The organism is Streptomyces sp. NPDC057010 (assembly GCF_042673805.1).
In the GTDB taxonomy this organism is placed as follows: domain Bacteria; phylum Actinomycetota; class Actinomycetes; order Streptomycetales; family Streptomycetaceae; genus Streptomyces.
Genome location: NZ_JBHUSC010000021.1, coordinates 78,783 through 100,403, shown reverse-complemented (window position 1 = coordinate 100,403; position 21,621 = coordinate 78,783). Strand labels below are relative to the sequence as shown.

Below are 21,621 nucleotides of genomic sequence, written 5' to 3'. Positions count from 1 at the left end.
GTTCGTTCACCGGGGGTGAAATGGACATCTGACACGCGGGGGAAAGTCGGCGGCGGGGTGCTCATGGCCCTGCTCGGGGCGGGGATTCCGGCGCTGGTGGGAGCCGCGCTCCACCCGAGCGTAGGGGAGCCCTACCAGGAGACGCGGCTCTATTTCGGCACCGAGCGCACCGACGGCCGGGGGCCGGTCGAGGAGCAGGAGTTCATGCGGTTTCTGGACCGCGAGATCACCCCGGCCTTCCCCGAGGGGCTCACCCTGCACGACGGGTACGGCCAGTGGCGGGGCGGGGACGGCAAGGTCGTCCACGAGACCTCGTACGAGGTGGTGCTGCTGTACCCCGAGAAGGAGGCCGACGCGCGGAACACGCGCATCGAGCGGATCCGGCAGGCCTACGAGGACCAGTACCGGCAGGACTCGGTCGGACGGTCCGACGACAAGGTGAGCGCCGGGTTCTGAGGCGGCCGGCCCGGCGCCGGCCCGTCAGTTGCCGGCCACGTCCTTGACGGCCACCGTGACCGGCGTCGAACCGGAGGTCAGCTCCAGCGTCAGGCCCGCCGTGGCCGGGGTCTCCACCAGCTCGGCCAGCACCGCCGCCACGTCGTCGCGCGGGACGGACCCGCCGCCCGCCCGCGCCTCCAGGCGGACCAGGCCCGTCCCGGCGTCGTCGATCAGCGAACCCGGGCGCAGGATCGTCCACTCCAGGCCCAGGCGGGTGCGGACGTGGTCGTCGGCCTCGCCCTTCGCCCGCAGATAGGCGTCGAAGACCTCGTCGCCCTCGTGGTACGCGTCCGCGCCCATCGAAGAGACCATCAGGAAGCGCCGTACGCGCGCCCGTTCGGCCGCGTCGGCGAAGAGCACCGCCGCGCCCCGGTCCACGGTGTCCTTGCGCCCGATGCCGCTGCCGGGGCCGGCGCCCGCCGCGAACACGGCCACCTCCGCGCCCTGCAGGATCCCCGCCACGTGCTCCACCGAGGCCGACTCCAGATCGCACAGCACCGGTTCGGCGCCGGCCTCCCGGAGGTCGTCGCCCTGTGCCGGGTCGCGGATGATGCCCGCGACCTCGTACCCGCGCGCGGAGAGCAGGCGCTCCAGCCGCAGCGCGATCTGACCGTGTCCACCAGCGATGACGATGCGCATGATCCGACCGTACGACGACCGGGCCGCGCACGCCCGCGAACGCACGGCGAACGTTCAGGGTCCGGGCTCCGTACGGCCCTGCCGGGGCAGGTCCAGGGCCACCGCGACGGCGGAGTCGCAGTACTCCCGTACGGCACTCGTACGGGCTACCACCCGCCCGCGGTGGATCACGATGCGGCTGTACGCGAGGGACAGCACGCCCGCGATCCGGTCCCCGCGCACGGCGAGCAGCTCCGCGGGGAAGCCGGCCTCCACCCGGACCTCCGGCAGGCCCATGGCCTCGCGGGCGGCGCTGCTGATGGACTCGTAGGCCTCGCCGGCCCGCAGCCCGCCCTGGGAGGCCAGCAGGTAGGCGGCCTCCAGCGGGTCGCCGCGCCCGACCGGGTTCCCGGCGTCCCGCAGTGCCCCGCTGCCCGCCGAGACCCGCACCCCGGCGGCGCGCAGCAGCCGTACGGGGGCGGTGCGCAGGCCGCGGCGTTCCAGGGCCGCGCAGTCGCCCTGGGGCAGGCAGGTCACCCGTACGCCGGCCGCGGCCAGTTGGTCGGCGGCGCGGGTCGCCGCGTCGAGCGGGAGCCGGGACAGCCCGCCGCAGGGGCCGATGGTCACCCCCGGGCGGAGCCCGCCGGCCATCGCCGCGAGCCGGGCCAGGCGGGCCGGATCGTCACCGTCGGTGTGCAGGTCCACGGGGCAGCCGTGCTCGTCGGCGAGTTCAAGGACGGCTTCGAGGAAGCCCGTCGGGTCGGGGTCCAGGTCGGGGCAGCCGCCGATGACGGAGGCGCCCATCTTGACCGCGTCCCGCAGCATGGCGAGCCCGTCGGCGCCGGCCACCCCGGTCAGCAGCCGGGGGACGGCCACGGTGGTGAGGTCGGTGAGCCCGCGCAGCGAGCGGCGGGCCTGGAGGACGGCCTCCATGGGGCCGAGGCCGTGCACGTCGCCGATGCGGACGTGCGAGCGGACGGCGGTGGCGCCGTGGCCGAGCTGGAGCAGGGCGGCCTCGGTGGCCCGGCGCTGGACCTCGTCGGGGGTGTAGGAGACGGGCCCCTCACCGTCGGCGGTCAGGGCGGTGTCCCCGTGGGCGTGGGGCTCGGCGGGGGCCGGCAGGAGCAGGTAGCCGCCGAGGTCGACCCGGGAGAGGGCGGGGGCGGGGAGGCTGCCGGCGGTGCCGACGGCCTGGATCCGGCCGCCGCTGAGGCGGACGTCGACGGTACGGCCGTCCGTGAGGCGGGCCCCGGCGAGCAGCAGGGTGGTGGCCTCGGCGGCGGCCGCGTTGCCGGTGCCGTGGGAGGGGCCGTGTGCGGGTCCGTGCCCGCCGCCCTCGCCGCGGCCGCTGCGCGGGGAGTGGAACGGCTGCTGCGGCTGGCTGTCGGACATCGCGCTCCTGCGGTGGCTCGGGCGGTTCCTGGGCCCCCGGCCGCGGCCTGCGGCCCAAGATCACGCAGCGTGCTCAGAGCCTAGGGCGCCGGGGACCCCGCTTCAGGGAAGAGCGCAATAGTCGTACCGGTGTGGTGCCCAGGCGCCCCGGCGCCCGCGCGTGCGCCGCACGGCCCCCGGCGGCCCCGGCGCGGTGTGAGCCCGCACACAAACGGGCCCGGAAGTGGCCCGGGAGCCCTTGCCGCGCTGATCAAGAAAGACTTCCGAACCCCCTCGGAGCCCTGTCCCCGCAAAGGATTTGGGCGATCGGCGGGCAACCGTGTAATGTCTTCATCGCTCGCCCCAATAGCTCAGTCGGTAGAGCGTCTCCATGGTAAGGAGAAGGTCTGCGGTTCGATTCCGCATTGGGGCTCTGGTGAGAGAGGTTCCCCACCCTCGGGTGGGGAGTCGATCACATCAAAGCGGCGTAGCTCAGTCGGTAGAGCAAGCGGCTCATAATCGCTGTGTCACCGGTTCAAGTCCGGTCGCCGCTACACACAGTAGCCGATTGCGGGGTCGGTCTCCCGATCGGCTACTCTTTTATGCGTTCATCCGTCCCATAGTCCGTCAAGGAGCACTCACGTGGCTGCCACCGACGTCCGCCCGAAGATCACGCTGGCCTGCGTGGAGTGCAAGGAGCGGAACTACATCACCAAGAAGAACCGGCGTAACAACCCGGACCGTCTTGAGATGAAGAAGCACTGCCCGCGCTGCAACTCGCACACCGCGCACCGCGAGACCCGCTGACCCCAGCGAAGTCTCGAATATAGGCACCGTCATGAGGTCGTCCCCTTCAATGGGGGGCGGCCTCGTGTCGTTTCCGCGCCCAGTGCGCAGTGGGTCATCGCACCTGTCTTTGTGTCATTTGTGTTCCTTCAGCAGGAGGTAGTGAGTCATGGCTCTCGACCAGTCCTTCGTGGGGCGGAGCTACCCGCCCACCGATCCGTACGAGGTCGGCCGGGAGAAGATCCGCGAATTCGCGGTAGCGGTGGGTGACGCCAATCCCGTCTACACCGACCCCGAGGCCGCCAAGTCGTTCGGCCACCCCGATGTGATCGCTCCGCCCACCTTTGTGTTCGCGATCACTTTCGCGGCCGCCGGCCAGGTCGTCGCGGACCCGCAGCTGGGGCTGGACTACAGCCGCGTCGTGCACGGCGACCAGAAGTTCGCGTACTCCCGGCCCGTGCGTGCGGGTGACCGGCTCTCGGTGACCTCCACCATCGAGGCCGTGAAGTCGATGGCCGGCAACGACATCATCGACATCCGCGGCGAGGTCCACGACGAGACCGGCGAGCACGTGGTGACGGCGTGGACGAAGCTCGTCTCCCGCGCCCCCGAGGAGGCCTGACATGGCAGCGCAGATCAAGTACGAGGACGTCGAGGTCGGCACGGAGCTGCCGGCGGCGTCCTTCCCCGTGACGCGCGCCACGCTCGTGCGCTACGCCGGTGCCTCGGGTGACTTCAACCCGATCCACTGGAACGAGAAGTTCGCCAAGGAGGTCGGACTGCCGGACGTGATCGCGCACGGCATGTTCACCATGGCCGAGGCGATCCGTGTGGTCACCGACTGGGTCGGCGACCCGGGTGCGGTGGTCGAGTACGGCGTGCGCTTCACCAAGCCGGTCGTGGTCCCGAACGACGAGCAGGGCGGCCTGATCGAGGTCACCGGCAAGGTCGCCGCCAAGCTGGACGACAACCGCGTCCGCGTCGACCTGACGGCCGTGAGCGCCGGCCAGAAGGTGCTGGGCATGTCCCGCGCGGTGGTCGCACTGGCCTGAGGACGGGGGCGGGGCGCACGCCACGCCCCGCCCGCTCCGAAACCCACCCCTTGCGTAGTTAGTGATTGAGCACTAACTTAGCCGCATGGCAAGGATGAGTGCAGAAGAGCGGCGCGAGAGCGTCATCCGTGCGGCGATGCACGAGTTCGCCCGTGGCGGTTACTACGGGACCTCCACCGAGGCGATCGCACGGCGGGTAGGGGTTTCGCAGCCCTACCTCTTCCGGCTGTTCCCGAACAAGCAGGCCATGTTCCTCGCCGCCGCCGAGCGGTGTCTGCGGGACACGCGGGAGGTCTTCGCCGAGGCCGCCGCGGGGCTCCACGGGGAGGAGGCCACGCGTGCGATGGCCAACGCCTATACGCGGCTCATCTCCGAGGATCCCGACAAGCTCCAGATGCAGCTCCAGATGTACGTCGCCGTCGCCGCCGCCGAAGCGGCCGGGGAGAGTGAGCTCGGCGAGCTCGTCCGCAAGGGCTGGATGGAACTGTGGGACACCGTCCACATCCCGTTCGGCGGTGATGTGAGCGAGACCACGACCTTCATGGCGTACGGGATGCTGATCAACACCCTCGCCGCCATGGGCTTCCCGCCCGAGCACCGGGTCTGGGAGGGGCTCTACCCCGAGGCCCGCAGCAAGGGCCGCCTGGAGAAATGAGGGGCGTGTGGCCCGCCCGGCGGGCCACTCACGCCCACGAAAGTTAGTCAGCAATAACTAACAACCCTCAGGGGGAACCGTGAACACGCACGACACTCACTCGGACACCAGGCTCCGCGGGTCCGCCGTCTGGGCCCTCGTCCTCACCGGCGTCGCCAGCTTCATGGCCGCCCTCGACAACCTCGTCGTCACCACCGCCCTGCCCGCCATCCGCGCGGACCTCGGCGGCAAGCTGGAGGACCTGGAGTGGACGGTGAACGCGTACACGCTCACCTTCGCCGTCCTCCTCATGTTCGGCGCCGCCCTCGGTGACCGGTTCGGGCGCCGGCGGCTGTTCATCGGCGGCCTCACGGTCTTCACCGGCGCCTCTGCCGCGGCCGCGCTGTCGCCCGGGATCGACGCGCTCATCGCCGCCCGCGCCGTCCAGGGCATCGGCGCCGCGGTCATGATGCCGCTCACCCTCACCCTGCTCACGGCCGCCGTCCCGGCCGCCCGCCGCGGCATGGCCCTCGGCATCTACGGCGCCGTCACCGGCCTCGCCGTCGCCAGCGGACCCCTGATCGGCGGCAGCCTCACCGAGCACATCTCCTGGCAGTGGATCTTCTGGCTGAACGTCCCGATCGGTCTCGCGCTGATACCGCTCGCCCGCCTGCGGCTCGCCGAGTCCACCGCCCCCGCCGCCCGCCTCGACATCCCGGGCACCCTGCTCATCAGCGGCGGCCTCTTCGGCATCGTCTACGCCCTCGTCAACGCCAACTCCGAGGGCTGGACCAGCGCCCCGGTCCTGACCGGCCTGATCGCCGGAACCGCGCTCGTCGGCGGCTTCGTCCACCACGGCTTCAACAACGCCAACCCCATGCTCCCCATGCGGCTCTTCCGTAACCGCGGCTTCCTCGGGATCAACGTGGCCAGCCTGCTGATGTTCCTCGGCATGTTCGGCTCGATCTTCCTGCTGAGCCAGTTCCTCCAGGGCGTCATCGGCTACTCGCCGACCGAGGCCGGCCTGCGGATGCTCCCCTGGACCGGCATGCCGATGATCGTCGCCCCCGTCGCCGGAATCCTCTCCGACCGCATCGGCGGCCGCCCCGTCGTCGCCGCCGGCCTCGCGCTCCAGGCCCTCGGGCTCGCCTGGTTCGCCGCGATCCTGAGCACGGACGTCTCCTACGCCGCCCAGCTGCCGCCGCTGATCCTCAGCGGGATCGGCATGGCCCTCTACTTCGCCCCGGCCGCCAACGTCCTGATGTCCACCGTGTCCCCCGCCGACCAGGGCAAGGCCTCCGGCGCCAACAACGCCCTGCGCGAGGTCGGCGGAGCCCTCGGTGTCGCCGTCCTGGCCTCCGTCTTCTCCGCGCAGGGCGGCTACGAATCCCCGCAGGCCTTCACCGACGGCACCGTCCCGGCCCTGTGGATCGGCGCCGCCGCCGTCGCCCTGGCCGCCGGGCTCGCCCTGCTGCTGCCCCGCCGTTCCAAGGCCCCCGAGCCTGCCGACGCCCCGGCCCCCGCCCCGGCCGCGGCGTCGGACAACATTCCCGCCATCCGGTGAATGTACTACCCAAAATGCATCTGAGACCCTTACCATCCTCGTAGTCCGTACGACCGACGGAGGAGCCAGCCATGCCCGACATCCCTTGGTCCACCCCCACCCAGGCCGCCCCCGACGCCGAGGTCTACGTCATGGCCTCCCGCTTCGAGACCACCACCCTCTCCGGGGCGTTCAAGTTCTTCCTCAAGGCCCCCGGGATCATCGGCCAGATCCGCAAGGCCCCCGGCGCCCACGGCGTCGCCCTGCGGGCACGGGTCCTCGGCCGGACCTTCCTGACCCTCTCCGCCTGGGAGGACCGGGACGCGCTCTACCGCTTCGCCCGCAGCGAGCCCCACCGCTCCAGCTCCCGCGCGGCCGCCGCGTTCATGAAGGAATCGGCCTTCACCTTCTGGACCGTGCCCGCCTCCGAGCTGCCCATCACCTGGGCCGAGGCCGAGCGCCGCCTCGCCGAGCAGCCGGCGAGCTACTGAGCCCCTCGGGCGAGTACGGTCCGTGGCCCCGCCGGGATGCGAGGGGTACGGACCGTACTCTTGTCCACGTGCAGGAACTCCACGACGCCCCCCTCGCCCCGCTGACCACCTTCCGCCTCGGTGGCCCCGCCGCCCGGCTGGTCACCGCGACCACCGACGCCGAGGTGGTCGCCGCCGTCCGCGCCGCGGACGAGAGCGGCACCCCGCTCCTGGTCATCGGCGGCGGCAGCAACCTGGTCATCGGCGACCAGGGCTTCGCCGGTACCGCCCTGCGCATCGCGACCACCGGCTTCACCCTCGACGGCACCACCCTGGAGCTCGCCGCCGGCGAGAACTGGAGCGACGCCGTCGCCCGGACCGTCGAGGCGGGCCTCGCCGGGATCGAGTGCCTTGCCGGAATCCCCGGCTCCGCAGGCGCCACCCCGATCCAGAACGTCGGTGCGTACGGCCAGGAGGTCTGCGACACCATCACCGAGGTCGTCGCCTACGACCGCACCCGCCGCGAGACGGTCACCCTGACCGCCGCCGAGTGCGGGTTCTCGTACCGCAACAGCCTCTTCAAGCACGACCCCGAGCGCTACGTCGTCCTGCGCGTCCGCTTCGCCCTGGAGGACGCCGGCGGGCTCTCCGCGCCGATCAAGTACCCCGAGACCGCCCGCGCCCTCGGCGTCGAGGCCGGAGACCGGGTCCCGGCCGCCACCGCCCGCGAGACCGTACTGCGGCTGCGCGCCGGCAAGGGCATGGTCCTCGACCCCGCCGACCACGACACCTGGTCGGCCGGCTCCTTCTTCCACAACCCGATCCTGACCGACGAGGCCTACGCCGCCTTCCTCGCCCGCGTCCAGGACCGCCTCGGCGACGGGACCACCCCGCCCGCCTACCCCGCGGGCGACGGCCGTACGAAGACCAGCGCCGCCTGGCTGATCGACAAGGCCGGCTTCACCAAGGGCTACGGCACCGGCCCCGCGCGCATCTCCACCAAGCACACCCTCGCCCTCACCAACCGCGGCGAGGCCACCACCGAGGACCTCCTCGCCCTGGCCCGCGAGGTCGTCGCGGGCGTCCACGCGGCCTTCGGCGTCACCCTCGTCAACGAGCCGGTGACGGTCGGCGTCAGCATCTGAGGAGCCCCGGCCGCCCATGCTCTGTCCCCTGCACGGAGCCGGTACGGACCCGACCCGCCTCGTGGGGCGCACGCTCAGCCGAGTCGTCGCGTCCTGGCACATCAGCGACGGCGAGCGGTCCGAGGCTCCCCTCGACGTCTGGCTGATCGACAGCGTCGGCGACTCCATCCGCATCACCACCGGATCCGACCAGTGCCTCATCGTCGAGTCCTCCGCGCCGCACGAGCCGTACGACATGGGGGAGTGGGGCCGCATCGAGGTCGGCGAGAACCTCGGCGACCACCCCTTCCTGCGGCACCTCGGGGAGACCGTCGCCTCGGTCGCCGAGTTCGCGCTGCCCGAGCAGGGCCGCACCCACCTGGAGATCGGCTTCCCCGACGGGGGCCGGGTGCGCGCCGACTGCCACGAGGGGGACCTGCGGCTCACCCGCTGATCAGGACGCCAGCCAGTGGTCGATCCCGGCCAGCAGCTTGGCCTGTACGTCATCCGGCGCGGCCGAACCGCGCACCGACTGGCGGGCCAGCTCGGCGAGCTCCGCGTCCGTGAAGGCGTGGTGGCGGCGGGCGATTTCGTACTGCGCCGCCAGCCGGGACCCGAAGAGCAGCGGGTCGTCCGCGCCCAGTGCCATGGGCACCCCAGCCTCGAAGAGGGTGCGCAGCGGGACGTCCTCGGGGCGCTGGTAGACGCCGAGGGCGACGTTGGAGGCCGGGCAGACCTCGCAGGTGATCTGCCGGTCCGCGAGGCGCCGGAGGAGGCGGGGGTCCTCGGCGGCCCGGACGCCGTGCCCGATGCGGGAGGCGTGCAGGTCGTCGAGGCAGTCGCGGACGGAGGAGGGGCCGGTGAGCTCGCCGCCGTGCGGGGCGGCGAGGAGGCCGCCCTCGCGGGCGATGGCGAAGGCCCGGTCGAAGTCCCGGGCCATGCCGCGGCGCTCGTCGTTGGAGAGCCCGAAGCCGACGATGCCGCGGTCGGCGTAGCGGACGGCGAGGCGGGCGAGGGTGCGGGCGTCGAGGGGGTGCTTCATGCGGTTGGCGGCGATGAGGACCCGCATGCCGAGGCCGGTCTCGCGGGACGCGGAGTCGACGGCGTCGAGGATGATCTCGACGGCCGGGATCATCCCGCCGAGGAGGGGGGCGTAGGAGGTGGGATCCACCTGGATCTCCAGCCAGCCGCTGCCGTCCCGTACGTCCTCCTCGGCGGCCTCGCGGACGAGGCGGCGGATGTCCTCGGGCTCGCGGAGGCAGGAGCGGGCGGCGTCGTAGAGCCGCTGGAAGCGGAACCAGCCGCGCTCGTCGGTGGCACGGAGCTTCGGTGGCTCGCCGGCGGTGAGGGCGTCCGGGAGGCGGACGCCGTACTTGTCGGCCAGCTCCAGGAGGGTCGATGGGCGCATCGAGCCGGTGAAGTGCAGGTGGAGGTGGGCCTTTGGCAGAAGCGTGAGGTCGCGGGGGTGCTCCATCTGGTGATCCTGCCGTACGCACGCGCTGAGCGGGAGGCGGTTTTTCCTTTTGGGGGCCTCGCCGAACGCGCGCGCGGGGCCGGGGGCCGGTGCGTCGGCCGCTGCGCGGGCCCCCGGGGCTCCGCCCCGCACCCCGCGCCTCAAACGCCGGCGGGGCTGGATTTCGGCTGGTGCCGCCTGCCTGCCGCGGCGCCGTGCCTGTGAGACGGCGGGGGGTACGTCCAGCCTCTCCGGCGTTTGAGGTGCGGGGGCCCCGTCGGCTCCCGGACACGCCTGAGCGGCGCCGCCCCGGAAGGGGGAGACGCCGCTCGGGGGTCGGCCGGCGGCCGCGTCAGGCGCGGGCTTCGGCCAGGAGCTTCTGGATGCGGGACACGCCCTCCACCAGGTCCTCGTCGCCCAGGGCATACGACAGGCGGAGGTAGCCCGGGGTGCCGAAGGCCTCGCCCGGGACGACCGCGACCTCGACCTCGTCCAGGATCAGGGCCGCGAGCTCGACCGAGGTCTGCGGGCGCTTGCCGCGGATCTCCTTGCCGAGGAGGCCCTTCACCGACGGGTACACGTAGAACGCGCCCTCGGGGGTCGGGCAGACCACGCCGTCGATCTCGTTCAGCATCCGCACGATCGTCTGGCGGCGGCGGTCGAAGGCGACGCGCATCTCGTGGACGGCGTCCAGGTCGCCGGAGACGGCGGCGAGCGCCGCGACCTGGGCCACGTTGGAGACGTTGGAGGTGGCGTGCGACTGCAGGTTGGTCGCGGCCTTCACGACGTCGCGCGGGCCGATGATCCAGCCCACGCGCCAGCCGGTCATCGCGTACGTCTTGGCGACGCCGTTGACGACGATGCACTTGTCGGCCAGCTCGGGGACGATCGCGGGGAGCGAGACGAACTTCGCGTCGCCGTAGACCAGGTGCTCGTAGATCTCGTCCGTCAGGACCCACAGGCCCTTCTCGGCGGCCCAGCGGCCGATCGCCTCGGCGTCGGCCTCGCTGTAGACGGCGCCCGTCGGGTTGGACGGGGAGACGAAGAGGACGACCTTGGTGCGCGAGGTGCGGGCGGCCTCGAGCTGCTCGACGGAGACGCGGTAGCCGGTGGTCTCGTCGGCGACGACCTCGACCGGGACACCGCCGGCGAGGCGGATCGACTCCGGGTAGGTGGTCCAGTACGGAGCCGGGACGATGACCTCGTCGCCCGGGTCCAGGATGGCCGCGAAGGCCTCGTAGATCGCCTGCTTGCCGCCGTTGGTGACCAGGACCTGCGACGCGTCGACCTCGTAGCCGGAGTCGCGCAGGGTCTTCGCGGCGATCGCGGCCTTGAGCTCGGGCAGGCCGCCGGCCGGCGTGTAGCGGTGGTACTTCGGGTTGCGGCAGGCCTCGACCGCGGCCTCGACGATGTAGTCCGGGGTCGGGAAGTCGGGCTCGCCCGCGCCGAAGCCGATCACCGGGCGCCCGGCGGCCTTGAGGGCCTTGGCCTTGGCGTCGACGGCGAGGGTGGCGGACTCGGAAATGGCGCCGATACGGGCGGACACCCGGCGCTCGGAGGAAGGCGTTGCAGAGGTCATGCGAGCAATCGTCCCAGACGGCCCAGAAGCGCCGCACACCGTTTCAGTTAGCGGACCGGGGGATACCGCTCCGGGGCCGGAACGGGTTCTGTTCGACGTCAGGGCCCGGTTCACGTACACTCACCTGTCGTTGGACCTCGCCAGCCGCTCCAGAGCGTGAGCACTCCGTGCACTCGCCCGGATGCGGTAGGTTGGGGGACGCAAAGGGTCGTAGCTCAATTGGTAGAGCACTGGTCTCCAAAACCAGCGGTTGGGGGTTCGAGTCCCTCCGGCCCTGCTCCACACTCCTTCTCGGATGTGTGTGCGCAGGTACGTACTTCGATGCAACGCCGTGCGGCGCAACCGGGCGCGGTACGGCCACGACCCGGATTCAGGTGAGAGACGTGACGGACGCCCTGGGCTCCATCGACATGCCTGACGCCGAGGACGAGACGCGCGAGAAGAAGGCCCGCAAGGGCGGCAAGCGCGGCAAGAAGGGCCCTCTGGGCCGGCTCGCGCTGTTCTACCGCCAGATCGTCGCGGAACTCCGCAAGGTTGTATGGCCCACTCGCAACCAGCTCACGACGTACACCACCGTGGTGATTGTCTTCGTGGTCATCATGATCGGTCTGGTGACCGTGATTGACTATGGGTTCCAGGAAGCCATCAAGTTCGTCTTCGGCTGATCCCCGCGGAGGGCGGCGCCTTGATGGGTGCCGCCCGTTTTCGCATGTTCCACCACCTTTTGTATCCAGGAAGAAGCAGCCACCGTGTCTGACCCGAACCTGAACGCGAGCCACGACTCCGTCGAGTCCGTCGAGGACGCGCTCGACATCGTCGAGGCGGCGGACGCTGTGGACCCTGACGAGGCCGAGCGCGCTGATGCCAAGGCGGGTGTCGCCGCCGAAGAGGCCGCGCTGCACGTCGAGGAAGAGGGCGACGCCGAGGCCGAGGTCGAGGACGACGCCGAGGTCGAGCCGGTTGCCGACGACGCCGAGGAAGAGGGCGACGTCGAGCTCGAGGCCGCGGCCGACGAGGAGGCCGAGGAGGCCGCCGAGGTCGAGCCCGCCGAGCCCGTCGACCCCATCCAGGCCCTGCGCGACGAGCTGCGCCTCCTCCCCGGCGAGTGGTACGTGATCCACACCTACGCCGGCTACGAGAAGCGCGTGAAGGCCAACCTGGAGCAGCGCGCCGTCTCGCTGAACGTCGAGGAGTTCATCTACCAGGCCGAGGTGCCCGAGGAAGAGATCGTCCAGATCAAGAACGGCGAGCGCAAGAACGTCCGGCAGAACAAGCTGCCCGGTTACGTTCTCGTCCGCATGGATCTGACGAACGAGTCCTGGGGCGTCGTCCGCAACACGCCTGGCGTCACCGGCTTCGTCGGCAACGCGTACGACCCGTACCCGCTGACCCTGGACGAGATCGTCAAGATGCTCGCGCCGGAGGCCAAGGAGAAGGCCGAGAAGGCCGCCGCGGAGGCCGCCGGTCTGCCCGCGCCCGCCGTCAAGCGCACCATCGAGGTCCTGGACTTCGAGGTCGGCGACTCGGTCACCGTCACCGACGGCCCGTTCGCGACGCTGCAGGCGACGATCAACGAGATCAACCCGGACTCGAAGAAGGTCAAGGGCCTCGTCGAGATCTTCGGCCGCGAGACCCCGGTCGAGCTCAGCTTCGACCAGATCCAGAAGAACTGATCCACCTCTTCTGAGACTCAGCTTCCGGACAGGTCAGACAGCCCCTCAAGGGCGGTCTGACCTGCTCGGTTTTTAGCCCCGCTCCGATACCCGTTATCGTGGTGCGGTATGCCTCCATCCGGATGACCGGATGTGCGGCTGAAAACTCTCACTAGGACCCGGAGAGAGCAATGCCTCCCAAGAAGAAGAAGGTCACGGGGCTTATCAAGCTCCAGATCAAGGCCGGTGCGGCCAACCCGGCTCCGCCGGTCGGCCCCGCGCTCGGTCAGCACGGCGTCAACATCATGGAGTTCTGCAAGGCCTACAACGCCGCGACCGAGTCGCAGCGTGGCATGGTCGTGCCGGTGGAGATCACGGTCTACGAGGACCGCTCCTTCACCTTCATCACCAAGACGCCGCCGGCCGCGCGCCTCATCCTGAAGCACGCGGGCATCGAGAAGGGCTCCGGCGAGCCCCACAAGACCAAGGTCGCCAAGCTCACGGCTGCCCAGGTCAAGGAGATCGCCGAGCTGAAGATGCCCGACCTGAACGCCAACGACATCGCTGCCGCGGTGAAGATCATCGAGGGCACCGCGCGCTCGATGGGCGTCACGGTCGAGGGCTGATCCAGCCACCCCCCTAGTACCACCAGTGGTAGGACCAAGCGCTGGTCCGCACCACGACTCCATGCCTGAAGCTGAACAAACAGGAGCAGAAGTGAAGCGCAGCAAGACTCTCCGCGCTGCGGACGCCAAGGTCGACCGGGAGAAGCTGTACGCCCCGCTCGAGGCCGTCCGTCTCGCCAAGGAGACCTCCGCGACCAAGTTCGACGGCACCGTCGAGGTCGCCTTCCGCCTGGGTGTCGACCCGCGCAAGGCCGACCAGATGGTCCGTGGCACCGTGAACCTCCCGCACGGCACCGGCAAGACCGCCCGGGTCCTGGTCTTCGCGACCGGTGACCGTGCTGCGGCCGCGGAAGCCGCCGGCGCCGACATTGTCGGCGACGACGAGCTGATCAACGAGATCGCCAAGGGCAACCGCCTCAACGAGTTCGACGCGGTTGTCGCCACCCCGGACCTCATGGGCAAGGTCGGCCGCCTCGGCCGCGTGCTCGGTCCCCGTGGCCTGATGCCGAACCCGAAGACCGGCACCGTCACGATGGACGTCGCCAAGGCCGTCACCGAGATCAAGGGTGGCAAGATCGAGTTCCGCGTCGACAAGCACTCGAACCTGCACTTCATCATCGGCAAGGTCTCCTTCTCCGATGACAAGCTGGTCGAGAACTACGGCGCGGCCCTGGACGAGATCCTGCGTCTGAAGCCGTCCGCCGCGAAGGGCCGCTACATCAAGAAGGCCGCCCTGAGCACCACCATGGGCCCCGGCATCCAGCTGGACCCGAACCGCACCCGGAACCTCCTCGTCGAGGAAGACCCGGCCGCGGTCTGAGCGCCCTGACGGCTCCCTGAGCCGCCCCAGGCCTCTCTGAGTGGCTGAACGGGCCCCTCGCCCCCCTCACGGGGTGGCGGGGGGCCCGTTTTTTCGCATGCTGTGCGAGCCCTGTGCGATTACTGTCAGTCGTTCGGCGTACTGTCACTACTGACAAGATCGCAGGCATGCCCAGGGGTGGGGAACGAATGAACGCGTACCGCAAGAAGACCGCCGTGGCCGTCCTGGCCGCCGTCCTGCTCGCCGGCGGTGCCACGGCGTGCGAGGACGGGAAGAACGCGAAGAAGGACGGCGGGGCCGCCTCGGCCCCGTCCAAGGCGGCGGACAAGCCGGCGGACAAGCCGGCCGACGCCACGCCGGCCGCGTACCTGCAGAAGACGAAGAAGAAGTCGGAGGAGATCAACTCCCTCCGCTACACCATGACCGGCGAGGCCTCGGGGCAGAAGGTCTCCGGTGAGGTCTCCATGCTGCTCAAGCCCAGCGTGGCCATGGCGATGACGATGGACTCGCCCGAGAAGCCCGGGGAGAAGGTCGGCCTGCGCCTGGTCGACGGCGCCATGTACGTGGGCTCCGAGGGCAAGTGGCTCAAGTTCGACCTGAAGGCGCTGGCCCCGGAGCAGGCCAAGGAGCTGGACTCGCTCGGCTCGGCCGGGCAGAGCCAGACCCCGGCCGACTCGGCCGACAGCCTGAGCGCCGCCAAGGACCTCAAGGAGGTCGGCGAGGAGACCATCGACGGCCAGAAGACGAAGCACCTCGCCGGCACGGTCACGATCGAGGAGCTGCGGGCCGCGAGCGCCGCGGCGACCCCCGAGGCCAAGGAGCGCCGGGAGAAGAACGTCAGGACGCTGGAGGACGAGGGCATCAAGAGCCTGTCCATGGACATCTGGATCGACGAGGCCGACCACGCCAAGCAGGTCCGCACCCGGGGCGCCGGCAAGTCCGGCCCGATGGACATGACCATCAAGTTCCTGGACTTCAACAAGCCCGTCGAGATCGCCGCCCCGCCCGCCGATCAGATCGTGGACCTGGCGGAAATGATCAAGGGCGCCGGCGAGGGCTCGGACCCGGGCTCCGCCTGATCGTCCCGCGGCACCGGTACACACGGAGATCCATCCATGGGGGAGTACAGATGAACAAGGCTGTCCGGAACCGGGCCGGCGTCGTCGCGGCAGGCGTCGCGCTGCTAGTGGGCGGTCTCTCGGCCTGCGGCGGAGCCGCGGCGGACGGGGGCGGGAACGGGGGCGACGGCGGCGACAAGGCGGCCGGCGCGAAGGCCCCGACCCCCGCGGACGCGGTGAAGGCCTCGTACCTGAAGACGGTGCCGGCGAAGTTCGCCACGATGGACATGACCATCACCGGCAGCTCCGGCAAGGCGGACCGGCTCACCGGGACGAAGGGCTGGTACCCGGCCGCCACCGCCATCGACGCCCAGGGCGCGGACGGCAACCAGATCATGATCGGCGACGACATCTACACCCACAGCGACAAGCCCGTGCAGGGCAAGTCCTGGATGAAGATGAACCTGAACAAGGACGGGAAGCCCCGCTACCGCCTCAACGACGACCCGGCCGAGTACCTGGCCCTGCTCCTGGGCCAGGAGAAGCTCACGCTCGTCGGCACGGAGCAGACCGAGGGCGGCCCGGCCCAGCACTTCAAGGGCAGCTTCACCAACGCGGACCTGCTCAGGGCGGACGAGTCCACCAAGGTGATGGAGGAGGCGAACCGCCAGTCCCTCCGCGAGGCGGTGAAGGACGTCACGAGCCTGGACGTGGACCTGTGGATCGGCAAGGACGGCCACCCCGTCCGCGTCGACTCGGCCCGCACGATCGACAAGAGCACGACGAAGATCTCCGCCAGGTTCTCCGGTTACGGCACGGCCGCCCCGGTCGTCGCACCGCCCGCGGACCAGGTGGCCGACTTCGACGACGTCATGAAGGGCATCGACGCAAGCCTCAAGGAGACCGACCGGAAGCTGGACGAGGCCGACCAGAAGCTGAAGGACGCCGGTCTCGGCGGTCTGAACCGCTCCTGAGGGCCCCACGGGGCGATTTGCCTTGGCTCGACCGCTTCACGTATGGTTCCCCAGAAGCCAAAGACCGCTGGTCGTTGCCGTGCCCGCAAGGGAACGGTGGCCGAAGGATCCGCTGAGTGCGGACGTCCTGCGCAGGTGTTCGTGGAGAAGCTCCCGGAGTGATTCGGTCGAGCCCAAGCCCCGTGCGCTTGCGCCGGGGCGTTTCGTTTTGTTCAGCCCCTTCTGAGCGGTCCTCATCACCCGGAAGGAGGCGAACGCACTATGCCGACGCCCAACAAGGCTGCATCGGTGGCCGAGCTCACGGACGCGTTCCAGAGCTCCAACGCCGCCGTGCTGACCGAGTACCGGGGTCTCACCGTCGCGCAGCTCAAGACGCTGCGTCGCTCCCTTGGTGAGAACGCCCAGTACGCCGTGGTGAAGAACACGCTGACCAAGATTGCGGCCAACCAGGCCGGGATCACCGCGCTGGACGAGCACTTCGCTGGTCCGACCGCGGTCGCCTTCATCACCGGTGACCCGGTGGAGTCGGCGAAGGCCCTGCGTGACTTCGCCAAGGAGAACCCGAACCTCATCATCAAGGCCGGTGTCCTTGACGGTAAGGCTCTCTCCGCCGACGACATCAAGAAGCTTGCGGACCTCGAGTCCCGCGAGGTTCTGCTCAGCAAGCTGGCCGGCGCGTTCAAGGGCAAGCAGTCTCAGGCTGCCTCGCTCTTCCAGGCGCTGCCGTCGAAGTTCGTCCGCACTGCGGACGCGCTGCGCGCCAAGCTCGCCGAGCAGGGCGGTGCCGAGTAATTCGGCTCGCGCACTGATCCACGCCGCCTAGTGCGTGGGTCGTAGCGGGCCGTTACGCCCGCCTCTATATACATCCGGCACCTGCCGATTTAGTGGAAGGATCGCCCATCATGGCGAAGCTCTCTCAGGACGACCTCCTCGCCCAGTTCGAGGAGATGACCCTCATCGAGCTCTCCGAGTTCGTGAAGGCCTTCGAGGAGAAGTTCGACGTCACCGCCGCTGCGGCCGTCGCCGTTGCCGCCCCGGCCGCCGGTGGTGGCGACGCTGGCGCCCAGGCCGAGGAGAAGGACGAGTTCGACGTCATCCTCACCGGTGCCGGCGACAAGAAGATCCAGGTCATCAAGGTCGTGCGTGAGCTGACCTCCCTGGGCCTGAAGGAGGCCAAGGACCTCGTGGACGGCGCCCCGAAGCCGGTCCTCGAGAAGGTCGCCAAGGACGCCGCCGACAAGGCCGCCGAGGCCCTCAAGGGCGCCGGTGCGGCCGTCGAGGTCAAGTAACACCTCTGGGGCCTCCTAGAGGCTCCAACCAGGGGCGATCACCCGTAAGGGTGGTCGCCCTTTGGCGTATCCGCAGTGCCTGACTTGCCCTGCTCTCGTTGGGGAGTAGGGTGATCTTCGTTGCCTCGAAGCTGGGTCGGGACCTGATCCGCTCGGAGCAGGGGGCCTTGACGAACGGGACCGGGCGCGCAATTCTCAGACCCGTCGCTAGCTCGACCACCTCGATTCGAGATCCGAGGCATGGATCGACTACGAAGAGGGCAGTACTGATACGCGCTCTGTGTACGAGGGCCGCAGCGTTGGGCACGGTGTTGTTTGATCACTGTGTTGGTTGAAACGAGTGGGGAAGGCCTGTTGCCGGTTTCCGGAAACCTGGTCTGGACATCAGTGAGCCAAGTGGCTACACTGACCCTTTGCGCTGCCTGTTAGCTGACCCCTGCCCGTCGCCAGGGTCATGCCCACGCTCGAGCACACCTGATTGATCCGCCCTGACCTGGTCTTTCGGCCAGAACGGGAGCGTCTGTCTTCTGTGTCGGCTGGGACCGGTACGCGCGTAGTGAGTCCGAGCCCTCGGAAGGACCCCCTCTTGGCCGCCTCGCGCAACGCCTCGACCAATACGAACACCGGTGCCAGCACCGCCCCGCTGCGCATCTCCTTTGCAAAGATCAAGGAGCCGCTCGAGGTTCCGAACCTCCTGGCGCTGCAGACCGAGAGCTTTGACTGGCTGCTCGGCAATGCAGCCTGGAAGTCTCGCGTCGAGTCGGCGCTTGAGAGTGGACAGGACGTCCCCACCAAGTCCGGTCTGGAAGAGATCTTCGAGGAGATCTCGCCGATCGAGGACTTCTCCGGGTCGATGTCGCTGACCTTCCGCGACCACCGTTTCGAGCCGGCGAAGAACTCCGTCGACGAGTGCAAGGAGCGCGACTTCACGTACGCGGCTCCGCTGTTCGTCACGGCCGAGTTCACGAACAACGAGACCGGAGAGATCAAGTCTCAGACGGTCTTCATGGGCGACTTCCCGCTCATGACCAACAAGGGCACCTTCGTCATCAACGGCACCGAGCGTGTCGTCGTGTCGCAGCTCGTCCGTTCCCCCGGTGTCTACTTCGACTCCTCCATCGACAAGACGTCCGACAAGGACATCTTCTCCGCCAAGATCATCCCCTCCCGGGGTGCCTGGCTGGAGATGGAGGTCGACAAGCGCGACATGGTCGGTGTCCGCATCGACCGCAAGCGCAAGCAGTCCGTCACCGTCCTCCTGAAGGCTCTCGGCTGGACCACCGAGCAGATCCTCGAGGAGTTCGGCGAGTACGAGTCCATGCGCGCCACCCTGGAGAAGGACCACACCCAGGGTCAGGACGACGCGCTGCTCGACATCTACCGCAAGCTGCGCCCGGGCGAGCCGCCGACCCGCGAGGCCGCTCAGACGCTGCTCGAGAACCTCTACTTCAACCCGAAGCGCTACGACCTCGCGAAGGTCGGCCGCTACAAGGTGAACAAGAAGCTCGGCGCCGACGAGCCGCTCGACGCCGGTGTGCTCACCACCGACGACATCATCGCGACGATCAAGTACCTCGTGAAGCTCCACGCGGGCGAGACCGAGACGGTCGGCGAGTCGGGCCGGGAGATCGTCGTCGAGACCGACGACATCGACCACTTCGGCAACCGTCGTATCCGCAACGTCGGCGAGCTCATCCAGAACCAGGTCCGTACGGGTCTCGCCCGTATGGAGCGCGTCGTGCGCGAGCGCATGACCACCCAGGACGTCGAGGCGATCACGCCGCAGACCCTGATCAACATCCGGCCGGTCGTCGCCTCCATCAAGGAGTTCTTCGGCACCAGCCAGCTGTCGCAGTTCATGGACCAGAACAACCCGCTGTCGGGCCTGACGCACAAGCGTCGTCTCAACGCCCTCGGCCCGGGTGGTCTGTCCCGTGAGCGGGCCGGCTTCGAGGTCCGTGACGTTCACCCGTCGCACTACGGCCGCATGTGTCCGATCGAGACGCCCGAAGGCCCGAACATCGGTCTGATCGGCTCGCTGGCCTCCTACGGCCGGATCAACCCGTTCGGCTTCATCGAGACCCCGTACCGCAAGGTCGTCGACGGTGTCGTCACCGACGAGGTCGACTACCTCACGGCCGACGAGGAAGACCGCTTCGTCATCGCCCAGGCGAACGCCGCCCTGAACGATGAGATGCGCTTCACCGAGAACCGCGTCCTCGTGCGCCGTCGTGGTGGCGAGATCGACTACATCGCCGGCGGCGACGTCGACTACATGGACGTCTCCCCGCGCCAGATGGTGTCCGTCGCGACCGCGATGATCCCCTTCCTCGAGCACGACGACGCCAACCGTGCCCTCATGGGCGCGAACATGATGCGCCAGGCCGTTCCGCTCATCAAGGCGGAGGCCCCGCTCGTCGGCACCGGCATGGAGTACCGCTGTGCGGTCGACGCCGGTGACTCGATCAAGGCGGAGAAGGACGGTGTCGTCCAGGAGGTCTCGGCCGACTACATCACCGTCGCCAACGACGACGGCACGTACACCACGTACCGCGTCTCCAAGTTCTCCCGCTCGAACCAGGGCACCTCGGTCAACCAGAAGGTCATCGTCAACGAGGGTGACCGGATCGTCGAGGCCCAGGTCCTCGCCGACGGCCCGGCGACCGAAGAGGGCGAGATGGCCCTCGGCAAGAACCTGCTCGTCGCGTTCATGCCGTGGGAAGGCCACAACTACGAGGACGCGATCATCCTGTCGCAGCGCCTCGTGCAGGACGACGTCCTCTCCTCGATCCACATCGAGGAGCACGAGGTCGACGCCCGTGACACCAAGCTGGGCCCCGAGGAGATCACCCGGGACATCCCGAACGTCTCCGAGGAGGTCCTCGCCGACCTCGACGAGCGCGGCATCATCCGCATCGGTGCGGACGTCGTCGCCGGCGACATCCTGGTCGGCAAGGTCACGCCCAAGGGTGAGACCGAGCTGACCCCGGAGGAGCGCCTGCTCCGCGCGATCTTCGGTGAGAAGGCCCGCGAGGTGCGTGACACCTCGCTCAAGGTGCCTCACGGTGAGATCGGCAAGGTCATCGGTGTCCGCGTCTTCGACCGCGAGGAGGGCGACGAGCTTCCTCCGGGCGTGAACCAGCTGGTCCGCGTCTACGTCGCCCAGAAGCGCAAGATCACCGACGGTGACAAGCTCGCCGGCCGTCACGGCAACAAGGGTGTTATCTCGAAGATCCTTCCGATCGAGGACATGCCGTTCCTCGAGGACGGAACTCCGGTCGACATCATCCTGAACCCGCTGGGTGTCCCGTCCCGAATGAACCCGGGACAGGTCCTGGAGATCCACCTCGGCTGGCTCGCCAGCCGCGGCTGGGACGTCTCCGGTCTGGCGGACGAGTGGGCGCAGCGCCTCCAGGCGATCGGCGCCGACAAGGTCGAGCCCGGTACCAACGTCGCCACCCCGGTGTTCGACGGCGCCCGCGAGGACGAGCTGGCCGGCCTGCTCCAGCACACCATCCCGAACCGCGACGGCGAGCGCATGGTGCTCCCGACCGGTAAGGCGCGCCTGTTCGACGGCCGCTCCGGCGAGCCGTTCCCGGACCCGATCTCGGTCGGGTACATGTACATCCTCAAGCTGCACCACCTGGTCGACGACAAGCTCCACGCCCGTTCGACCGGTCCGTACTCGATGATCACGCAGCAGCCGCTGGGTGGTAAGGCGCAGTTCGGTGGTCAGCGCTTCGGTGAGATGGAGGTGTGGGCGCTTGAGGCTTATGGCGCCGCGTACGCGCTCCAGGAACTCCTGACGATCAAGTCCGACGACGTGACCGGCCGCGTGAAGGTCTACGAGGCCATCGTCAAGGGCGAGAACATCCCCGAGCCGGGCATTCCCGAGTCCTTCAAGGTGCTCATCAAGGAAATGCAGTCGCTCTGCCTCAACGTGGAGGTGCTGTCCTCGGACGGCATGTCCATCGAGATGCGCGACACCGACGAGGACGTCTTCCGCGCGGCGGAGGAGCTCGGTATCGACCTGTCCCGGCGCGAGCCGAGCAGCGTCGAAGAGGTCTGACGGGC

22 protein-coding genes and 3 tRNA genes are annotated in these 21,621 nt (G+C 69.4%); 21 read left to right on the top strand and 4 right to left on the bottom strand.

The genetic code is table 11. From position 1 onward, the window contains the following. Nucleotides 1-63: 63 nt before the first annotated feature. Entirely contained in the window at nt 64-456 is a 393-nt protein-coding gene (locus ACFTXQ_RS19570; RefSeq protein ID WP_382642332.1) for a DUF3574 domain-containing protein, read from the top strand. A 24-nt stretch (nt 457-480) separates the two neighbouring features. Here ACFTXQ_RS19570 and ACFTXQ_RS19565 read toward each other — a convergent pair whose 3' ends face one another. Further along, nucleotides 481-1,137: an SDR family oxidoreductase gene (locus ACFTXQ_RS19565; protein WP_382642330.1), complete on the bottom strand. Its 657-nt coding sequence runs from the start codon at nt 1,135-1,137 to the stop codon at nt 481-483. 54 nt (nt 1,138-1,191) lie between these two features. Then, a complete protein-coding gene (locus tag ACFTXQ_RS19560; protein ID WP_382642328.1) occupies nt 1,192-2,508 on the bottom strand; it encodes an amidohydrolase family protein in 1,317 nt (438 codons plus the stop codon). A gap of 339 nt (nt 2,509-2,847) precedes the next feature. On the opposite strand from ACFTXQ_RS19560, the gene ACFTXQ_RS19555 reads away from it, so the two are divergent. The 10 genes from ACFTXQ_RS19555 (at nt 2,848) to ACFTXQ_RS19510 (ending at nt 8,550) form a co-directional block, all read left to right on the top strand. Further along, nucleotides 2,848-2,920 (top strand) — tRNA-Thr (locus ACFTXQ_RS19555). A 48-nt stretch (nt 2,921-2,968) separates the two neighbouring features. Next, a tRNA-Met gene (locus tag ACFTXQ_RS19550) sits at nt 2,969-3,041 on the top strand. Nucleotides 3,042-3,129: 88 nt separating this feature from the next. Next, nucleotides 3,130-3,294: a 50S ribosomal protein L33 gene (rpmG, locus tag ACFTXQ_RS19545; RefSeq protein WP_003956487.1), complete on the top strand. Its 165-nt coding sequence runs from the start codon at nt 3,130-3,132 to the stop codon at nt 3,292-3,294. 148 nt (nt 3,295-3,442) lie between these two features. Continuing rightward, nucleotides 3,443-3,895 (top strand): MaoC family dehydratase N-terminal domain-containing protein, encoded by a 453-nt coding sequence (locus ACFTXQ_RS19540; RefSeq protein WP_382642326.1) that lies wholly within the window; start codon nt 3,443-3,445, stop codon nt 3,893-3,895. A gap of 1 nt (nt 3,896) precedes the next feature. Next, nucleotides 3,897-4,325 (top strand): MaoC family dehydratase, encoded by a 429-nt coding sequence (locus ACFTXQ_RS19535; RefSeq protein WP_382642324.1) that lies wholly within the window; start codon nt 3,897-3,899, stop codon nt 4,323-4,325. An 85-nt stretch (nt 4,326-4,410) separates the two neighbouring features. Next, the gene (locus ACFTXQ_RS19530) at nt 4,411-4,980 is read left to right on the top strand and encodes a TetR/AcrR family transcriptional regulator (RefSeq protein ID WP_382642322.1); all 570 of its coding nucleotides are present in this window, start codon (nt 4,411-4,413) and stop codon (nt 4,978-4,980) included. Between the two features lie 79 nt (nt 4,981-5,059). Continuing rightward, the gene (locus ACFTXQ_RS19525; protein WP_382642320.1) at nt 5,060-6,523 is read left to right on the top strand and encodes an MFS transporter; all 1,464 of its coding nucleotides are present in this window, start codon (nt 5,060-5,062) and stop codon (nt 6,521-6,523) included. Nucleotides 6,524-6,594: 71 nt separating this feature from the next. After that, nucleotides 6,595-6,993 carry a DUF3291 domain-containing protein gene (locus ACFTXQ_RS19520; RefSeq protein ID WP_382642318.1) on the top strand — a complete coding sequence of 133 codons (399 nt, stop codon included), beginning with the start codon at nt 6,595-6,597 and terminating at the stop codon, nt 6,991-6,993. Further along, nucleotides 6,990-8,117 carry a UDP-N-acetylmuramate dehydrogenase gene (locus ACFTXQ_RS19515; protein WP_382642352.1) on the top strand — a complete coding sequence of 376 codons (1,128 nt, stop codon included), beginning with the start codon at nt 6,990-6,992 and terminating at the stop codon, nt 8,115-8,117. Before ACFTXQ_RS19520 ends, ACFTXQ_RS19515 begins: the two co-directional genes overlap by 4 nt. 16 nt (nt 8,118-8,133) lie before the next feature. Further along, nucleotides 8,134-8,550: a hypothetical protein gene (locus ACFTXQ_RS19510; RefSeq protein ID WP_382642316.1), complete on the top strand. Its 417-nt coding sequence runs from the start codon at nt 8,134-8,136 to the stop codon at nt 8,548-8,550. Here ACFTXQ_RS19510 and ACFTXQ_RS19505 read toward each other — a convergent pair whose 3' ends face one another. Both ACFTXQ_RS19505 and ACFTXQ_RS19500 read right to left on the bottom strand, forming a co-directional pair. Next, a complete protein-coding gene (locus ACFTXQ_RS19505; RefSeq protein WP_382642314.1) occupies nt 8,551-9,570 on the bottom strand; it encodes an adenosine deaminase in 1,020 nt (339 codons plus the stop codon). It lies immediately after the preceding gene. A gap of 331 nt (nt 9,571-9,901) precedes the next feature. Then, complete coding sequence (locus ACFTXQ_RS19500) at nt 9,902-11,128, bottom strand: pyridoxal phosphate-dependent aminotransferase (RefSeq protein ID WP_382642312.1); 1,227 nt, start codon at nt 11,126-11,128, stop codon at nt 9,902-9,904. Nucleotides 11,129-11,332: 204 nt separating this feature from the next. Between ACFTXQ_RS19500 and ACFTXQ_RS19495 the strand changes: the two genes are divergently transcribed. From ACFTXQ_RS19495 to rpoB, 10 genes are all read left to right on the top strand, one after another. Continuing rightward, a tRNA-Trp gene (locus ACFTXQ_RS19495) sits at nt 11,333-11,405 on the top strand. A gap of 106 nt (nt 11,406-11,511) precedes the next feature. Then, nucleotides 11,512-11,793 carry a preprotein translocase subunit SecE gene (gene secE, locus ACFTXQ_RS19490; RefSeq protein ID WP_030825982.1) on the top strand — a complete coding sequence of 94 codons (282 nt, stop codon included), beginning with the start codon at nt 11,512-11,514 and terminating at the stop codon, nt 11,791-11,793. Between the two features lie 84 nt (nt 11,794-11,877). Further along, complete coding sequence (nusG, locus tag ACFTXQ_RS19485) at nt 11,878-12,801, top strand: transcription termination/antitermination protein NusG (RefSeq protein ID WP_382642310.1); 924 nt, start codon at nt 11,878-11,880, stop codon at nt 12,799-12,801. A 170-nt stretch (nt 12,802-12,971) separates the two neighbouring features. Continuing rightward, on the top strand, nt 12,972-13,406 hold the full coding sequence (rplK, locus tag ACFTXQ_RS19480; protein ID WP_382642308.1) for a 50S ribosomal protein L11: 435 nt from the start codon (nt 12,972-12,974) through the stop codon (nt 13,404-13,406). A gap of 91 nt (nt 13,407-13,497) precedes the next feature. Further along, nucleotides 13,498-14,226, top strand: a complete 729-nt coding sequence (gene rplA / locus ACFTXQ_RS19475) for a 50S ribosomal protein L1 (protein ID WP_073912938.1) — start codon at nt 13,498-13,500, stop codon at nt 14,224-14,226. Nucleotides 14,227-14,414: 188 nt separating this feature from the next. Beyond that, entirely contained in the window at nt 14,415-15,305 is an 891-nt protein-coding gene (locus tag ACFTXQ_RS19470; RefSeq protein ID WP_382642306.1) for an LppX_LprAFG lipoprotein, read from the top strand. A gap of 50 nt (nt 15,306-15,355) precedes the next feature. Continuing rightward, entirely contained in the window at nt 15,356-16,258 is a 903-nt protein-coding gene (locus tag ACFTXQ_RS19465) for a hypothetical protein (RefSeq protein ID WP_382642304.1), read from the top strand. Nucleotides 16,259-16,519: 261 nt separating this feature from the next. Next, nucleotides 16,520-17,050 carry a 50S ribosomal protein L10 gene (gene rplJ, locus ACFTXQ_RS19460; RefSeq protein WP_382642302.1) on the top strand — a complete coding sequence of 177 codons (531 nt, stop codon included), beginning with the start codon at nt 16,520-16,522 and terminating at the stop codon, nt 17,048-17,050. 110 nt (nt 17,051-17,160) lie between these two features. Continuing rightward, complete coding sequence (gene rplL / locus ACFTXQ_RS19455) at nt 17,161-17,547, top strand: 50S ribosomal protein L7/L12 (RefSeq protein ID WP_382642300.1); 387 nt, start codon at nt 17,161-17,163, stop codon at nt 17,545-17,547. Nucleotides 17,548-18,133: 586 nt separating this feature from the next. Continuing rightward, a complete protein-coding gene (gene rpoB / locus ACFTXQ_RS19450) occupies nt 18,134-21,616 on the top strand; it encodes a DNA-directed RNA polymerase subunit beta (protein WP_382642298.1) in 3,483 nt (1,160 codons plus the stop codon). Nucleotides 21,617-21,621 lie beyond the last annotated feature (5 nt).

What these genes read in the sequence shown, in the direction of transcription:
- ACFTXQ_RS19570 (WP_382642332.1), top strand. Translation starts at nt 64, where the DNA reads ATGGCCCTGCTCGGGGCGGGGATTCCGGCGCTGGTGGGAGCCGCGCTC.
- ACFTXQ_RS19565 (WP_382642330.1), bottom strand. Translation starts at nt 1,137, where the DNA reads ATGCGCATCGTCATCGCTGGTGGACACGGTCAGATCGCGCTGCGGCTG.
- ACFTXQ_RS19560 (WP_382642328.1), bottom strand. Translation starts at nt 2,508, where the DNA reads ATGTCCGACAGCCAGCCGCAGCAGCCGTTCCACTCCCCGCGCAGCGGC.
- ACFTXQ_RS19540 (WP_382642326.1), top strand. Translation starts at nt 3,443, where the DNA reads ATGGCTCTCGACCAGTCCTTCGTGGGGCGGAGCTACCCGCCCACCGAT.
- ACFTXQ_RS19535 (WP_382642324.1), top strand. Translation starts at nt 3,897, where the DNA reads ATGGCAGCGCAGATCAAGTACGAGGACGTCGAGGTCGGCACGGAGCTG.
- ACFTXQ_RS19530 (WP_382642322.1), top strand. Translation starts at nt 4,411, where the DNA reads ATGGCAAGGATGAGTGCAGAAGAGCGGCGCGAGAGCGTCATCCGTGCG.
- ACFTXQ_RS19520 (WP_382642318.1), top strand. Translation starts at nt 6,595, where the DNA reads ATGCCCGACATCCCTTGGTCCACCCCCACCCAGGCCGCCCCCGACGCC.
- ACFTXQ_RS19510 (WP_382642316.1), top strand. Translation starts at nt 8,134, where the DNA reads ATGCTCTGTCCCCTGCACGGAGCCGGTACGGACCCGACCCGCCTCGTG.
- ACFTXQ_RS19505 (WP_382642314.1), bottom strand. Translation starts at nt 9,570, where the DNA reads ATGGAGCACCCCCGCGACCTCACGCTTCTGCCAAAGGCCCACCTCCAC.
- ACFTXQ_RS19500 (WP_382642312.1), bottom strand. Translation starts at nt 11,128, where the DNA reads ATGACCTCTGCAACGCCTTCCTCCGAGCGCCGGGTGTCCGCCCGTATC.
- rplK (WP_382642308.1), top strand. Translation starts at nt 12,972, where the DNA reads ATGCCTCCCAAGAAGAAGAAGGTCACGGGGCTTATCAAGCTCCAGATC.
- ACFTXQ_RS19470 (WP_382642306.1), top strand. Translation starts at nt 14,415, where the DNA reads ATGAACGCGTACCGCAAGAAGACCGCCGTGGCCGTCCTGGCCGCCGTC.
- ACFTXQ_RS19465 (WP_382642304.1), top strand. Translation starts at nt 15,356, where the DNA reads ATGAACAAGGCTGTCCGGAACCGGGCCGGCGTCGTCGCGGCAGGCGTC.
- rplJ (WP_382642302.1), top strand. Translation starts at nt 16,520, where the DNA reads ATGCCGACGCCCAACAAGGCTGCATCGGTGGCCGAGCTCACGGACGCG.
- rplL (WP_382642300.1), top strand. Translation starts at nt 17,161, where the DNA reads ATGGCGAAGCTCTCTCAGGACGACCTCCTCGCCCAGTTCGAGGAGATG.